The sequence below is a fragment of the Sedimentibacter sp. zth1 genome, assembly GCF_017352195.1.
In the GTDB taxonomy this organism is placed as follows: domain Bacteria; phylum Bacillota; class Clostridia; order Tissierellales; family Sedimentibacteraceae; genus UBA1535.
The window spans coordinates 1144329-1160089 of record NZ_CP071445.1 but is presented as its reverse complement, the minus strand read 5'-3'; the positions used below and the strand labels follow the sequence as shown (position 1 = coordinate 1160089).

The window sequence follows — 15761 nt, the reverse complement described above, 5'->3', positions numbered from 1 at the left end:
TATCGCTAATGTAAGCAGTGAAATATTTCCTGCTTTTTTTTATGGCTTTTTGTCAATAGCTGGTGAGGTAAAATGTTAATTACTTTGTTTTTTTGACCATCAACAAGAATACATTAGTATTTACCAGCTACGGTATTACCCTTAAATTCATCAATAGATAAAACAGAAGCAAGTTTAGGCACTCCATAATTAACATAGTTAAATAAGCTCATAACAGAAGATATAGAAACATTGGTATCCATAGCAATTTCTTTCATAGATTTAGTTTTCTTAAGTTCTGTACATATGTAAAAAGCTAATCTATTAGTTATTCTATGATATTTAGGTAAAAAGTCATAAGATTCATATTTTAAATTTAATAAATTATTGGTAGAATTAGATAGCACTTATATCAAAATCCCTTTCTGTTTGGTCTAATCAACTAACATTATAGCAGTTTTGAATCATAAGTGCCTTTTTTTGTATATAAAAAATGCTGGGATAATGAAAATATTTTTCATGCACCCCACATTTATTATAGAACCAAAAGTAATTATAATTTAGTCATTAATATCATTTATGTATTGTTTTTGTATATATTTTTCCTATATTTGATTTTAAATATTCTATTTGTTCATTGTTAAGTATTTTATTGAAGTTTTGTTTCGCATTTGAACTATGCAATTGATTTGAATCTATATTTAAGTCTATCTCTTGTTTATCTTTTTTGCTGTTATCATTTTTAGTAAAATTTTTCTTTTGTTTTTCCTTATTAGTATCATGATTATGATTTTCATGTATTTTATTTATTGAATCTATAGGTGATAATTTCATAATAAATCCTCCTAATTATGTTCTTATAAAATATATATCGGACAAGTTGCAAAAATAAATAACATAAAATTATATTTAAATAATGAATATTTAGTAGTAAAAAATAAATACTTTGTAATATATATTTCATTTTATAGTAAACAGATATATAATTTATAAGTGACATTAAAATAAGTGGTAGGTGATATATGTGTTAAAAAAAAGCTTAGGCTTAGAGCTAATAAAAACTAATTTTAAATCAATAGCGTTATTTGAAATAATTTATAAATTTATAGTGGTATTATTATTTGCCCCAAGCACAATTGTAATATTAAATTTTTCAATGAAATTAAATGGAATGAATTATTTATCCTATGACAATATTGAAAGTTTTATTACTAAACCTACATCGATTTTAATGCTTGCATTTTTCTTAATAGGTTTTGCTATATTTGTAATATTTGAAATAACTGCTTTAGTTGGATGTTATCATGCATCATATTATAAAATTTCTGTATCAGTAAGAGATATATTCCGTTTTGGTATAATTTCGTGTGCTAAATTATTTAAAGGAGTTAATATTTTTTTACTTCTATTAATTATATTTATTTTTCCTTTATTGATAGCTACGCAATTCGTTCAAATTGCATATTTAATTAAATTACCAAATATTCTTTTAAATTTTATTAATTCAAATAGAAATCGATTGGTTTTTTTTACCGGATTAATTATATTATTTTCAATTATACTGATGAGGTTAATATATGCATTTTATTATTTTTGTATAGAAAATTGTAATATTAAGAGCGCTTGTGATAAAAGTATGAATTTAATTAGAAATGACTATACTAAAACAGTTTTTGGACTTATATTATGGAATCTTGTTATTTCAATAGTGAATAGTTTGTTTTTGATTTTAAGTGTGTTAATTATATTTAATTTTGGAAAAGCATTAGGAGTGAATGAGGTAATAGGTGTTGTTACTTTCAACTCCTATAGATTGATTTTTATACTATTAGTAGGTGTTTCTATTTTATTTACTCTACCAATTGTTTTTGCTTACATTAGTTCTTGCTATTTTAATCAAAAAGAAGACATTGGAGAAATAATATATAATTATAAAAAGCCTAAGATAGTTTTAAGAAAGCTTAAGCTAGCTAAAAAAATATATATATTTATTGCAGTAGTTTTAATTCTAAACAACTTTTACTTGCTATTTTTCGAAGGCAATTCACTTGATTTAAAGGTAGAATTGTTTCATAAAACAAGCATAACAGCTCATAGAGGTGATTCTGCTAATGCACCTGAAAATACAATTATTGCTATAGAAAGTGCAATTAATCATTTTGCTGATTGGGTTGAAATAGATTTACAACAAACAAAAGATGGTGAAATAATTGTAATGCATGATAGTAACCTTAGAAGGACTACAGGTGTCAATAAATATATTTGGGATGTAAATTTTGATGAAGTTAAAACATTAGATGCGGGGAAATGGTTTGGCGAAGAATTTAGTGGTGAAAGGATTCCAACACTAGATGAAGTCATAAAATTAGCTAAGGGTAAAATTAAATTAAATATTGAATTAAAACCTACTGGACATGAAAAAGGTTTAGAAGATGCAGTAGTTAATATTATAAAAAATAATAATTTTGAGAGTGATTGTGTTGTAACATCTCTAAAATATGATATTATAAAAAGAATAAAACAAATTGACCCAGATATAAAGACAATTTATGTAACAACTCTTGCATATGGAAAAATTGCTGTTTTACCTTATGCGGATGGATTCAGTGTTGAGCATAGCTTTATAACTAAAAGGTTAGTTAACACAATAAAAAATAAAGGGAAGGATGTATATGCATGGACTGTTAATAATGAAGCTGATTTAGTTAAAATGATAAATTTAGGTGTGGATAATATAATTACGGATGATCCATTAAAAGCAAAAGAAATGGTATATTCAAATTATGCACCAGATAAATTAATTGAATTGGTAAATTATAAATTTAGGATAAATAAATAAAAAATATACTTAGAAATTGAGTAAAATTGTACAATAAAATACTTATATTCCAATATTAACATAAATACAATTCACCTAAATCTATTGACTTATCAAAATGTTTATGTTAAACTATACAAGCTTTATTGATGAAATATGTATAAAATAAATTTATTTGGTGATTATAGCAAAGAGGACACACCCGTTCCCATCCCGAACACGGAAGTTAAGCTCTTTAGCGCTGATGATACTTGGTGGGTGACTGCCTGGAAAAGTAAGACGTCGCCAGATAATATGGCCCTATGGTCAAGCGGTTAAGACACTTCCCTTTCACGGAAGTAACCCGAGTTCGAGTCTCGGTAGGGTCACCAATATTTTTAAAATGTAATATAATTATGGACCAGTAGCTCAGCTGGATAGAGCAACGGCCTTCTAAGCCGTGTGCCGGGGGTTCGACTCCCTTCTGGTTCACCATACGTTGGGGTATAGCCAAGCGGTAAGGCACTAGACTTTGACTCTAGCATTCGTAGGTTCAAATCCTGCTACTCCAGCCAATTTAATTAATTTAGTATTATGATCCATTAGCTCAGCCGGCAGAGCACCTGACTTTTAATCAGGGTGTCCCGCGTTCGAATCGCGGATGGATCACCATTTAAAAATATTTATGCGGGTATGGCGGAATTGGCAGACGCGCTAGACTTAGGATCTAGTGGGAGACCGTGGGGGTTCAAGTCCCTTTACCCGTACCAAAGAGAAAACAGTCGAGAGGCTGTTTTTTTTATGCTTAAAAATAAAGGGACTTGAACCCAAAGTGGGCATTTAGCGTGAAGAAAAGCTGCCAGTGGCAGGTTTTTAGACAAATGATCCGCGGCACGAAAGTGCAAGGAGGATGAAAGCGGAGCTTTCATAGTCCCTTTACCTGTACCAAAGAGAAAAAACAGTCGAGAGACTGTTTTTTTGTGCTTAAATATGTTTTGATTAAGATAATATATTCACCCACGTTAAATTCTATCAATTTGTTCTCAGGATACATTTTACCTGATTTGTGTATTTTTTTATTGTTCTACTTTGCATAATTTGTTGTAATTGTTTTTGTTAAATATCCATGCTGCAAATAAAACGGTTACGGGAACTGCTAGTAGAATTCCGATGCTTCCAACAATAGCTTGAATAACTTCAACAACAATCATTTCTAAATTTAATAGCAACAAGATATTTCTATTGTATGCAGTAAATAGTAAAATGATTGCAAGTGAACTTCCGACATATGCTAAAATTAGCGTATTTGTCATTGTTCCAATTGCGTCACGACCAATGTTCATTCCGGAGCGAGCCATTCTACGAAAACTTTTGTTTTTCATTTCAACAGATAGTTCCTGCATTGCCGAAGCAATAGACATAGATACATCCATTATAGCTCCCAATGAACCTATAATAATTCCTCACCACACTACTGCACGAAGATCAATAGAAATATCTCCTTCAAGCATTGTTAGAAATACATAATCTTGATCTACCATACCAGTTATTTCAAGTGCTGAATTTACAAATAATGCTAAAATCCCTGCAATTAAAATTCCACCAATGTTTCCGACAACTGCACAAAGAGTTTTCTTGCTAAGTCCATTAATAATAATTAAACTTGAAAGAATAACAAATATTGAAATAATGCAAGTTGAAAGATAAATATTTTTGCCCGAAAGAATTGATGGTATATACACTGCAAAAATTGCTGAAACTGTAAAAACAAGAGATGCAATAGTTGTAATCCCTTTCTTCTTTCCAATAATCAAAATTAGTAAAATAAATACAGATGCCAAAACAATCATACCGTAAAGCTTGTTCGGTCCCAAATAACACCACATCATTTCAGTATTATTTATTCCAGGAGAATTTGATACAAGTATTGAATCTCCCTTTTCTACTTGCTTAGGAGTTGGTAAAATCATTTCGTCAATGCTTTGTTCCATAAGAAACTGTTGTCCTTTAAATTCACCAGAAGTAATCTTTGCTTTAAATTGAACAGTGGTACTCTTTACTCCTTCATATATTTCTTGTGAATGAATATCAAGGACAGAAATAATCTTAGCTGTTTCTACTGTTCCTTCTAATGTTTCAGTTGAGTCGTAATTACAAATATTACTTCCGACTATTATAAAGATTAATGATAATATGCAAACGCAAATAAATGTAAAAATAGACTTTGAACTATTTTTTTTTCTTTCCTAAACAACACTCCTTGAAATATAAAATCTATGCAATACCATGTGGTTTGCGGTGGCTAACTTAGAAAAAAGTATAGCATATAATACTTTTTATGTCAATGTCTCTAGTTACTACTTAAAAATATACTAATGAAAAAATCACAAAATTTTAAAATAAAGTATTGACAGGCAAAATATTATGGTGTATTATTTAATTGGTTAGTCACAACTAACTATTTTTTTGAGCATGGGTTAGTTATAACTAACCCAAAACAAAGTAGAAAGAAGGGTACAAATGATGCCACTTACATACGCTACAATTGGCGTTGATAACATTATTAAGAAAATTGGTGGAAAATCAGATATTCGTTTTCACCTTCAAAAATTGGGCTTTATTGTAGGTACAAGTATTACTGTTGTTTCTGAACTTGCGGGAAATGTAATTGTAAATGTAAAAGAGTCCCGTGTAGCTATCAGTAAGGAAATGGCAGCAAAGATTATGGTGTGATTTGCTTTGCAATTTACATACAAATTTCAAGGAGGAAAGAAATATGAGCACACTTAGAGAAGCTAAAATTGGTCAAATCGTTGTAGTTAAAAGGCTTCACGGTGATGGGGCAGTTAAACGTAGAATTATGGATATGGGTATTACAAAAAGCACAGAGCTGTATATTCGCAAGGTTGCACCTCTTGGCGATCCGATTGAAATTACCGTGCGTGGTTATGAATTGACACTTCGCAAGGCGGATGCAAAGATGATTGAAATTGAGTAAAAAGTCGAAGCAGACATAAAATTCTGTAATTTTTATAGCAGTCAGTTAGTGGCTGCTTATCAAATCGAAAGGTAGGATATTAAAATGGGTATTAAAATAGCACTTGTAGGAAATCCCAACAGTGGTAAAACAACACTGTTTAATGCTTTAACGGGCGCAAATCAATATGTTGGCAACTGGCCCGGTGTTACTGTAGAGAAAAAAGAAGGTAAGTTGAAATCAAACAAAGAAGTTACAATCACAGACCTTCCTGGCATTTATTCACTTTCGCCTTATACACTTGAAGAAGTAGTATCAAGAAATTATTTAATTGAGGAAAAACCGGATGCAATAATCAACATTGTTGATGGAACAAACTTAGAGAGAAACCTCTATCTTACTACACAACTTGCAGAGCTTACTATTCCTGTTATTGTTGCAATAAATATGATGGATGTTGTTAAAAAGAATGGTGATGTTATTAGAACCGAAGAACTTTCAAAACAACTTGGGTGTAAAGTAATGGAAATATCAGCAATGAAAGCCACAGGTATTAACGAACTTGCCACTGAAGCATTAATACTTGCAAAATCAAATGTAGATATTCAGCCACAGCACAGCTTTAATGGAGTTGTTGAACATGCAATTGCACATATTGAGGAATCTTTGGGAGATGAAATTTCGGAAGCAGAAAAGCGTTGGTATGCGATTAAGATATTTGAGCGAGATGAAAAGATAATGCAACATCTTAATTTAGACAAAACGATTGTTTCACATATTGAGGAGCATATTGTTGAAGCTGAAGATGAAATGGACGATGATGCAGAAAGTATTATTACTAACGAAAGATACATATACATAGCAAGTGTAATTAAATGTTGTTATAAACGCAAAAATAAAGATAAATCTTCAACTTCGGATAAAATAGATAAGGTAGTGACAAATCGTTTCTTAGCTTTACCTATTTTTGCAATTGTTATGTTTGTTGTTTATTATATTTCAGTAACAACGATTGGTGATATTGTAACGGCTTTTACTAATGATACTTTGTTTGGAGAATGGATCTTGCCTACTGTATCGGCTTCCCTTGAGAGTATTGGATGTGCTTCTTGGTTACAAGGCTTAATTGTTGATGGTATTATAGGTGGCGTCGGTGCTGTTTTGGGCTTTGTACCACAAATTTTTGTATTGTTTATCATGTTAGCAGGTTTGGAAGAATGCGGATATATGTCTAGAATTGCATTTGTACTGGATCGTATCTTTAGAAAATTTGGACTTTCAGGCAAATCTTTTATTCCTATGCTAATAGGTACAGGATGTGGTATTCCTGGTATTATGGCATCTCGTACTATTGAAAACGAGCGTGATCGCAGAATGACAATTATGACCACAACCTTTATGCCTTGTGGTGCAAAACTGCCAATTATCGCATTGATTTCAGGAGCACTTTTAGGAGGAAAATGGTGGGTAGCACCATCAGCTTATTTTGTAGGTATTGCAGCAATTATTGTTTCTGGTATTATGCTGAAAAAGACAAAGCCATTTTCAGGTGAACCTGCGCCATTTGTAATGGAATTGCCTTCTTATCATTTACCAACTGTTGGTGCTGTTCTACGTTCGATGTGGGAGCGTGGTTGGTCATTTATTAAAAAAGCTGGAACGATTATTTTACTTTCCGCAATTCTAATTTGGTTTACCTCTACCTTCAGTTGGTCTATGAAGATGGTAGAAAACTATGAGGGAAGTATTCTTGAATCAATTGGTTCATCTATTGCTTGGTTTTTTAAACCTCTAGGATTTGGAAATCCAAAGGCTGCTGTTGCTACAATCCTCGGACTTGTTGCAAAAGAAAATGTTGTAGGTACTTTTGGTATTCTTTATGGCTTTGGAGAGGTTGCAGAGGATGGTGTGGAAATTTGGTCGTTGCTTCAGGCTGACTATTCTGCACTTGCAGGTTATTCTTTCTTAATTTTTAATCTGCTTTGTGCTCCATGCTTTGCAGCAATTGGTGCAATTAAGCGTGAGATGAATAATAGCAAATGGACTTGGTTTGCAATTGGTTATCAGACAGTATTTGCTTATACTGTTTCCCTTATTGTTTATCAGCTTGGTATGTTCTTTATGGGAAGTGGAAACACAGTTGGCGTAACAAGTGCTTTTATACTTATTGCCATAATGTTCTTTATGTTGTTCAGACCTTATAAAGAAAGTAGCACTTTGCAAAAAAAGGTACTAATTAAATAATGAAATATATAGGAGGATGCACAATGTTTGCTTGGATCATATCAAATATTGCAACAATTATTATATCGATAGTTCTATTGACGATTATCGCAACAATTATCAATAATCTAACCAAAAATATGAAAAAAGGAAAATCTTTATGTGGCTGTAATTGCAGTACTTGTCCTATGTCTGCGAGTTGTCATACTAAAGTTAAGTAATTTTTAGAAGAGCGGAGTTTTTTAGGAGGATTAACAATGGTAAAAGTTCAAAAAAATGAACTTACAATAACTCAAATAAAATATATGCTTATACTTTCTGAGCTTTCTAATGAGTCAACTAAAATACAATGTAAAGATGTAGCAAAACTACTTGGAGTTACAAAGCCAAGTGTTCATACAATGATAAACGGACTATGTGAATTGGACTTGATATATAAACCACATTATGGCAAAGTAAGTATTACAGAGAAAGGCAAGGAAATCATCACAGAGTGCAATGCTTGTTTTTATCCGGTTGAAATATATTATAATAAAATTTTCGGCTTTGACATCTATGATGCAAGAAAAGTTGCTGTTACGCTTTTTTTTGAACTTGGGTATCTCAAATTTTCTGCTATGTCTGATAAAATGATGGCTTTATTGGATATGAAATATTAATTATAGCTGAATAATTCTGATTGAAAGTTTAAAAAAAGCTACAGTTAGTTTTTACTAACTGTAGCTTATAAAGAAAAAAATTTATGTAATTATTTTAGAGAAATATAAAGATAATACAAATGTATTGGAGGATTGAAGTTGAGTGTAGTAATTGTTGGTGGAAATGATTGTATGGTTTGTCAGTATAAGTTTTTGTGTAGAAAATACAATTGTAAAGCAAAGGTTTTTACACAAATGATGGGACTTAAAAACAAAATTGGATCGCCTGATTTGCTTGTACTGTTTACAAAGACTGTTTCGCATAAAATGGTGAAAACAGCTCTTGCTAAAACCAAAGGTCAAAATATTCGGATCACTCGCTGTCATTCAAGTTCGATGACAGCACTAAAAGAAATTTTGGAAGAATATACAGTATAAAGGAGGTGATTTTATGTCCAGTAAAATTATAGTAAGGCACTGCTCTCCAACTTTGGCAGGAATGAAAATGGGAAATTTATTTACATATAAATTTCAAAGTGAAATACAGCTTTTGGCAGAGCTTGATGAATGGAATTCTATATTTAATAAAAGAGGTATATTTTTTGTAGCGCTCCGAAAAAATAGTGGAATTGCGCTAATATATGTTTATAGAAAAAAGCAGCTTGAAAAGGAGCTTGGTAAAAAAGAGATTATCAGATTATTGGAAGAAAGCGGTTATTTTACTGAAAGTATAGAAAAGTGTCTTGAATATCTTTCAAAAAAACTTACCATTGGAAATGACTTTCCACATGAAATTGGTGTATTTCTTGGTTATCCTCTTAGGGATATAAAGGCATTTATAAAAAATAAAGGACATGGTTTTAAGTTTGTAGGTTGTTGGAAAGTCTACACAGATAAGTGTGAGGCAAAAAAGACATTTGAAAAATACAAAAAGTGTACAGATATATATTGTAAAAAGCATGCAGAGGGATTTGACGTTACAAGGTTAACCGTCGTGGTTTAATAAGTATATAGTCAGATTTGAGGTAACGAAAAGAAATTTATATCTTATTATGAGGTTATAAATAATGTCATATCCTACAGTTATTGAAAAAGGGTGAAAAATTTGCCCCAATATTGGTTGTTAATTAGAAAATACAAAACTAAACATATTACTATTAAATTATTGTTTGCATTAATATGTATTATTCTTATGACAGTAATTGCATGGGTTTGGTACTTTAATTGGATTAATTGTAGCCACTGCATCAAGTGGAATAATTACGTTATTTAATTTTTTTGCTTGTAAGTAAAATGAGCAACACCCATATATATCAACTTGTATTTGGGTACATTATATTCCGCAAACTAGGTTATTACATTGCAATAGAAATATTTACACTATAAAATTCATTGAAATAAGCAGACATTTAATGTTGTAATTTTTAGTCAAATAATAAATTAAAATAAGTATTGACACAGAAAACAAAAAATGATATTCTATTAAAGCTGTCGAAAAAGAGCGGATGAATAATGAAAAATTAATTACTAATAATTTTTAAAAAAGTTCTTGACAAACTTCGACAGAGATGGTAAACTAATAAAGCTGTTGAGAGACAGCAAAGCATTGAAAAATGAACCTTAGACAATAAAACAGCATAAGAACAACCTTTAGTTTCAGTACTCGCAAGAGTATAGAAATAGAACAAAAACAGTAAAAACAACAACAACAACAACTAACGAAGATAGTTTTGCTATATGCAAGGAACGCGATGAAGAACGAGCGCACGTACTAAAGTACGTAAGCAAGTGATGAAGAGTAGTGACACAGCAGATAACAAAAATATCGAGTTAATGCCAAGCGTAAGCTTGAGAACAGATATTAAACGAGAGTTTGATCCTGGCTCAGGACGAACGCTGGCGGCGTGCCTAACACATGCAAGTCGAGCGAAGAAAGTCTTTCGGGACGAGTATTAGCGGCGGACGGGTGAGTAACGCGTGAGCAATCTGCCTCGTACAAAGGGATAGCCTCGGGAAACTGGGATTAATACCATATAACACTTATTGATCACATGATTAATAAGTCAAAGATTTATCGGTACGAGATGAGCTCGCGTTTGATTAGCTAGTTGGTAAGGTAATGGCTTACCAAGGCGACGATCAATAGCCGGCCTGAGAGGGTGAACGGCCACATTGGAACTGAGACACGGTCCAAACTCCTACGGGAGGCAGCAGTGGGGAATATTGCACAATGGGCGCAAGCCTGATGCAGCGACGCCGCGTGAGCGAAGAAGGTTTTCGGATCGTAAAGCTCTGTCCTTTGGGAAGAAAAAAATGACGGTACCAAAGGAGGAAGCCCCGGCTAACTACGTGCCAGCAGCCGCGGTAATACGTAGGGGGCGAGCGTTGTCCGGATTTACTGGGCGTAAAGGGTGAGTAGGCGGTAACGTATGTCAGATGTGAAAGGCGAGGGCTAAACCCTCGTAAGCATTTGAAACTGCGTAACTTGAGTGCAGGAGAGGTAAGTGGAATTCCTAGTGTAGCGGTGAAATGCGTAGATATTAGGAGGAACACCAGTGGCGAAGGCGACTTACTGGACTGTAACTGACGCTGAGACACGAAAGCGTGGGGAGCGAACAGGATTAGATACCCTGGTAGTCCACGCCGTAAACGATGAGTGCTAGGTGTTGGCCGAGAGGTCAGTGCCGGAGCTAACGCAATAAGCACTCCGCCTGGGGAGTACGGTCGCAAGACTGAAACTCAAAGGAATTGACGGGGACCCGCACAAGCAGCGGAGCATGTGGTTTAATTCGAAGCAACGCGAAGAACCTTACCAAGGCTTGACATCCCCTTGACAAGTGCAGAAATGTGCTCTCTTCTTCGGAAGCAAGGGAGACAGGTGGTGCATGGTTGTCGTCAGCTCGTGTCGTGAGATGTTGGGTTAAGTCCCGCAACGAGCGCAACCCTTATCATTAGTTGCCAGCATGAAAGATGGGCACTCTAGTGAGACTGCCGGTGACAAACCGGAGGAAGGTGGGGATGACGTCAAATCATCATGCCCCTTATGTCTTGGGCTACACACGTGCTACAATGGTCGGAACAAAGGGAAGCGAAAGCGTGAGCTGGAGCCAAACCTAATAAACCGATCCCAGTTCGGATTGTAGGCTGCAACTCGCCTACATGAAGTCGGAGTTGCTAGTAATCGCGAATCAGAACGTCGCGGTGAATGCGTTCCCGGGTCTTGTACACACCGCCCGTCACACCATGGAAGTTGATAATACCCAAAGTCGCTGAGCTAACCATTTGGAGGCAGGCGCCTAAGGTAGGATTAATGACTAGGGTGAAGTCGTAACAAGGTAGCCGTATCGGAAGGTGCGGCTGGATCACCTCCTTTCTAAGGAGACAGAAAACAAAATGTAAAGTAATACATTTTGTTTCAATGTCGCTTTTCTGGTTTGAACGCCGGAAAGGCATGTTCGAAACAAGGAACTTATGCTGTTTCATTGCTACTCAAGTGAGAATTTGAGTAGTGGATAAAAGATTTGCTGATGTGGGGGTGTAGCTCAGATGGGAGAGCACCTGCCTTGCAAGCAGGGGGTCAGGAGTTCGACTCTCCTCATCTCCACCAATAAAAGTAAATCGCTGAACTTTGAAAATTGTATAGGAAAAAACAAACGAAGTAATTTTTGATTTAGACAAGGCGAGAGGAGTCGAGGAGCAAAGCATATGAATAATATGTGAGCACCAGAAACGACGATCAACGAAGTATAAATTAAAAAGAACAAGTTTGAAACGAGAGAAAAACATCAAAAAAAACAATAAAACTAAGTAAAAAATATAAGCGGAAGCAAATATTAATTACAAGAGTAACCAAAAAATAGTTGTGTGAAGACGCACAATTAAACTGATGATTAAAGTAATTTTTCTGAAAAGAAAAGTGAAAATAAAGTTTGCAAAGGTAATTTTTATTTAGGTAAGGCGGAAGGAACGAAAGAGCGGAATGTACGTTTGTACATGAGCATCTTGAGAGATGACCAACAAAGCATAAATGAAAAAGACCGAGCAAAAGAGGTCAAGATATAAAGAGCGTAGGGCGAATGCCTTGGCACTAAGAGCCGATGAAGGACGTGGTAAGCTGCGAAAAGCTACGGGGAACTGCAAACAAGTATTGATCCGTAGATATCCGAATGAGGAAACTCACATATGGAGAACCGTATGTAACGTATGATGAATAAATAGTCATACGTGGGGAACGAGGGGAACTGAAACATCTAAGTACCCTTAGGAAGAGAAAGTAAATAAACGATACCGAAAGTAGCGGCGAGCGAAATCGGTAGAGCCCAAACCATGTTTCGGCATGGGGTTGCGGACATATCAACAAAGTATCTGAGACGATAGTCAAAGACTTCTGGAAAGAAGCTCCAAAGAGTGTGATAGACACGTAGGCGAAAAAGTCAAAGAGCAAGATATGATCCAGAGTACCACAGGACACGAGAAATCCGGTGGGAAGCAGGGAGGACCATCTCCCAAGGCTAAATACTACTTAGTGACCGATAGAGAAATAGTACCGTGAGGGAAAGGTGAAAAGAACCCCGGGAGGGGAGTGAAAAAGAACCTGAAACCCTATGCTTATAAGCAGTGGGAGCACTACGAGTGTGACCGCGTACTTTTTGTAGAACGGGCCAGCGAGTTACGATATGCAGCAAGGTTAATAACTGAGAGGTTAGGAGCCGAAGCGAAAGCGAGTCTTAATAGGGCGAAAGTTGCATGTCGTAGACCCGAAACCAGGTGACCTATCCATGAGCAGGTTGAAGCTAGAGTAAAATCTGGTGGAGGACCGAACCCGTTAGCGTTTAAAAGCTATGGGATGACTTGTGGATAGCGGTGAAATTCCAATCGAACCTGGAGATAGCTGGTTCTCCTCGAAATAGCTTTAGGGCTAGCCTTAACGTAAGATTAATGGGGGTAGAGCACTGAATAGTCAAGGGACGTTATACGTTACCGAAACTTATCAAACTCCGAATACCATAAAATTAGCGTTGGGAGTCAGACTATGTGAGATAAGTTTCATAGTCAAAAGGGAAAGAGCCCAGATCACCAGCTAAGGTCCCAAAGATAGATTAAGTGGAAAAGGATGTAGGACTACACAGACAACCAGGAAGTTGGCTTAGAAGCAGCCACACTTTCAAAGAGTGCGTAATAGCTCACTGGTCGAGTGGACCTGCGCCGAAGATTACCGGGGCTAAAATCTATCACCGAAGCTGTGGGATTGTATTAATACAATCGGTAGAGGAGCATTCTGTACGAGTCGAAGCGCCATCGAAAGAGGCTGTGGATTGTACAGAAGAGAGAATGCTGGCATGAGTAGCGAAAGGTGAGTGAGAATCTCACCCATCGAAAGACTAAGGATTCCTGAGGAAGGCTCGTCCACTCAGGGTAAGTCGGGACCTAAGCCGAGGCCAAAAGGCGTAGGCGATGGATAACTGGTGGAAATTCCAGTACCACCGAAGATCGTTAAAAGAGAAGTGGGGACACAGAAAGATAAGTTAGCGTACTGATGGAATAGTACGTCTAAGTAAGTAGGGAGAAGAGATAGGCAAATCCGTTTCTTCAATAATCCTGAGATACGAATGGGAGCGAAAACAAGTAGTGAAGTAACTGAGTCTACGCTGTCAAGAAAATCCACTATCGAGATCAAGGTGCCCGTACCGTAAACCGACACAGGTAGTCAAGGAGAGAATCCAAAGATGAGCGGAAGAACTATTGTTAAGGAACTAGGCAAAATAACCCCGTAACTTCGGGAGAAGGGGTGCCCATGGAAGTGAAAGTCGAACGACCGGAGCTTTAGTGGGCCACAGAAAACAGGCTCAAGCGACTGTTTACCAAAAACACAGGTCTCTGCTAAATCGAAAGATGAAGTATAGGGGCTGACACCTGCCCGGTGCTGGAAGGTTAAGGGGAGCTGTAAGCGTAAGTGAAGCAGTGAACTTAAGCCCCAGTAAACGGCGGCCGTAACTATAACGGTCCTAAGGTAGCGAAATTCCTTGTCGGGTAAGTTCCGACCCGCACGAAAGGTGTAACGATTTGAGCACTGTCTCAACAATAGATCCGGTGAAATTGTAGTACTCGTGAAGATGCGAGTTACCCGCGGCAGGACGGAAAGACCCCATGGAGCTTTACTGCAGGCTGACATTGGAATTCGGTATTAATTGTACAGGATAGGTGGGAGACTAAGAAACATGTACGCCAGTATGTGTGGAGTCGCTGTTGGGATACCACTCTATTGATACTGAATTTCTAACATGATACTGTGATCCAGTATATGGACACTGTCAGTTGGGCAGTTTGACTGGGGCGGTCGCCTCCGAAAGAGTAACGGAGGCGCTCAAAGGTTTCCTCAGCACGGTCGGAAATCGTGCGAAGAGTGTAAAGGCAGAAGGAAGCTTGACTGCAAGACGTACATGTCGAGCAGGAACGAAAGTTGGACTTAGTGATCCGGTGGCGCCGAATGGAAGGGCCATCGCTTAACGGATAAAAGCTACCCTGGGGATAACAGGCTTATCTCCCCCAAGAGTCCACATCGACGGGGAGGTTTGGCACCTCGATGTCGGCTCGTCTCATCCTGGGGCTGAAGCAGGTCCCAAGGGTTGGGCTGTTCGCCCATTAAAGAGGCACGCGAGCTGGGTTCAGAACGTCGTGAGACAGTTCGGTCCCTATCCGTCGTGGGCGTAGGAAATTTGAAGGGAGCTGTCCTTAGTACGAGAGGACCGGGATGGACAGACCTATGGTGAATCAGTTGTTCCGCCAGGAGCACGGCTGAGTAGCTAAGTCTGGAATTGATAAGCGCTGAAGGCATCTAAGCGCGAAACAAACCTTAAGATAAGATTTCCCATTACGTAAGTAAGTAAGACCCCTGAAAGACTAACAGGTAGATAGGTCACAGGTGTAAGTGCAGCAATGTATTCAGCTGAGTGATACTAATAGGTCGAGGTCTTGACCAATAATGATCCTAACCCCATTTGATTCTCAAATGGATAGTAGGTCAGATCCAGCGAAATCCAAATCTCGAAAAGTTTTTCCTATGCGATTTTGAAAGTTCAAACTTTCAATTTAATAATAACTTAATATATAACATAACGAAGTAATTTTTAAATTACGAGTTATACTA

At 36.3% G+C, this 15761-nt stretch carries 10 protein-coding genes, 6 tRNA genes, 3 rRNA genes and 1 pseudogene; 17 read left to right on the top strand and 3 right to left on the bottom strand.

Annotated features, from left to right (window positions below):
* Nucleotides 1-113: 113 nt before the first annotated feature.
* Nucleotides 114-386 (bottom strand): transposase family protein, encoded by a 273-nt coding sequence (locus JYG23_RS05775; RefSeq protein WP_207237575.1) that lies wholly within the window; start codon nucleotides 384-386, stop codon nucleotides 114-116.
* A gap of 166 nt (nucleotides 387-552) precedes the next feature.
* Nucleotides 553-813: a hypothetical protein gene (locus JYG23_RS05770; RefSeq protein WP_207237574.1), complete on the bottom strand. Its 261-nt coding sequence runs from the start codon at nucleotides 811-813 to the stop codon at nucleotides 553-555.
* Nucleotides 814-1003: 190 nt separating this feature from the next.
* Here JYG23_RS05770 and JYG23_RS05765 point away from each other — a divergent pair, with 190 nt between their 5' ends.
* From JYG23_RS05765 to JYG23_RS05735, 7 genes are all read left to right on the top strand, one after another.
* Nucleotides 1004-2818 carry a glycerophosphodiester phosphodiesterase gene (locus tag JYG23_RS05765; protein ID WP_207237573.1) on the top strand — a complete coding sequence of 605 codons (1815 nt, stop codon included), beginning with the start codon at nucleotides 1004-1006 and terminating at the stop codon, nucleotides 2816-2818.
* Nucleotides 2819-2971: 153 nt separating this feature from the next.
* Nucleotides 2972-3088, top strand: a 5S ribosomal RNA gene (rrf, locus tag JYG23_RS05760).
* Nucleotides 3089-3093: 5 nt separating this feature from the next.
* Nucleotides 3094-3168 (top strand) — tRNA-Glu (locus JYG23_RS05755).
* Between the two features lie 26 nt (nucleotides 3169-3194).
* Nucleotides 3195-3271, top strand: a tRNA-Arg gene (locus JYG23_RS05750).
* Between the two features lie 5 nt (nucleotides 3272-3276).
* Nucleotides 3277-3351 (top strand) — tRNA-Gln (locus tag JYG23_RS05745).
* Nucleotides 3352-3372: 21 nt separating this feature from the next.
* Nucleotides 3373-3448, top strand: a tRNA-Lys gene (locus tag JYG23_RS05740).
* A 15-nt stretch (nucleotides 3449-3463) separates the two neighbouring features.
* Nucleotides 3464-3546 (top strand) — tRNA-Leu (locus JYG23_RS05735).
* Nucleotides 3547-3852: 306 nt separating this feature from the next.
* Here JYG23_RS05735 and JYG23_RS14830 read toward each other — a convergent pair.
* Nucleotides 3853-4626: pseudogene (locus JYG23_RS14830) on the bottom strand (YibE/F family protein).
* Nucleotides 4627-5296: 670 nt separating this feature from the next.
* Between JYG23_RS14830 and JYG23_RS05720 the strand changes: the two are divergent.
* From JYG23_RS05720 to JYG23_RS05675, 10 genes are all read left to right on the top strand, one after another.
* The gene (locus JYG23_RS05720; protein ID WP_207237570.1) at nucleotides 5297-5509 is read left to right on the top strand and encodes a FeoA family protein; all 213 of its coding nucleotides are present in this window, start codon (nucleotides 5297-5299) and stop codon (nucleotides 5507-5509) included.
* A gap of 43 nt (nucleotides 5510-5552) precedes the next feature.
* A complete protein-coding gene (locus JYG23_RS05715) occupies nucleotides 5553-5774 on the top strand; it encodes a FeoA family protein (RefSeq protein WP_207237569.1) in 222 nt (73 codons plus the stop codon).
* 84 nt (nucleotides 5775-5858) lie between these two features.
* Nucleotides 5859-7997: a ferrous iron transport protein B gene (gene feoB / locus JYG23_RS05710; protein WP_207237568.1), complete on the top strand. Its 2139-nt coding sequence runs from the start codon at nucleotides 5859-5861 to the stop codon at nucleotides 7995-7997.
* Between the two features lie 23 nt (nucleotides 7998-8020).
* Entirely contained in the window at nucleotides 8021-8197 is a 177-nt protein-coding gene (locus tag JYG23_RS05705) for a FeoB-associated Cys-rich membrane protein (RefSeq protein WP_207237567.1), read from the top strand.
* Nucleotides 8198-8233: 36 nt separating this feature from the next.
* Nucleotides 8234-8635: a hypothetical protein gene (locus tag JYG23_RS05700; RefSeq protein ID WP_207237566.1), complete on the top strand. Its 402-nt coding sequence runs from the start codon at nucleotides 8234-8236 to the stop codon at nucleotides 8633-8635.
* Nucleotides 8636-8773: 138 nt separating this feature from the next.
* Nucleotides 8774-9052 (top strand): DUF2325 domain-containing protein, encoded by a 279-nt coding sequence (locus JYG23_RS05695; RefSeq protein WP_207237565.1) that lies wholly within the window; start codon nucleotides 8774-8776, stop codon nucleotides 9050-9052.
* A 13-nt stretch (nucleotides 9053-9065) separates the two neighbouring features.
* A complete protein-coding gene (locus JYG23_RS05690) occupies nucleotides 9066-9617 on the top strand; it encodes a DUF3793 family protein (RefSeq protein ID WP_207237564.1) in 552 nt (183 codons plus the stop codon).
* Nucleotides 9618-10475: 858 nt separating this feature from the next.
* Nucleotides 10476-11987: ribosomal RNA gene (locus JYG23_RS05685) — 16S ribosomal RNA — on the top strand.
* Nucleotides 11988-12145: 158 nt separating this feature from the next.
* Nucleotides 12146-12221: transfer RNA gene (locus JYG23_RS05680), tRNA-Ala, on the top strand.
* Nucleotides 12222-12663: 442 nt separating this feature from the next.
* Nucleotides 12664-15594: ribosomal RNA gene (locus JYG23_RS05675) — 23S ribosomal RNA — on the top strand.
* Together the 16S and 23S rRNA genes with 1 tRNA gene alongside form the textbook arrangement of a ribosomal RNA operon.
* Nucleotides 15595-15761: the final 167 nt, after the last annotated feature.

Excerpts from the sequence above, each read along its gene's own strand:
- JYG23_RS05770 (WP_207237574.1), bottom strand. The coding sequence starts at position 813 with ATGAAATTATCACCTATAGATTCAATAAATAAAATACATGAAAATCAT.
- JYG23_RS05720 (WP_207237570.1), top strand. The coding sequence starts at position 5,297 with ATGATGCCACTTACATACGCTACAATTGGCGTTGATAACATTATTAAG.
- JYG23_RS05715 (WP_207237569.1), top strand. The coding sequence starts at position 5,553 with ATGAGCACACTTAGAGAAGCTAAAATTGGTCAAATCGTTGTAGTTAAA.
- feoB (WP_207237568.1), top strand. The coding sequence starts at position 5,859 with ATGGGTATTAAAATAGCACTTGTAGGAAATCCCAACAGTGGTAAAACA.
- JYG23_RS05705 (WP_207237567.1), top strand. The coding sequence starts at position 8,021 with ATGTTTGCTTGGATCATATCAAATATTGCAACAATTATTATATCGATA.
- JYG23_RS05700 (WP_207237566.1), top strand. The coding sequence starts at position 8,234 with ATGGTAAAAGTTCAAAAAAATGAACTTACAATAACTCAAATAAAATAT.
- JYG23_RS05690 (WP_207237564.1), top strand. The coding sequence starts at position 9,066 with ATGTCCAGTAAAATTATAGTAAGGCACTGCTCTCCAACTTTGGCAGGA.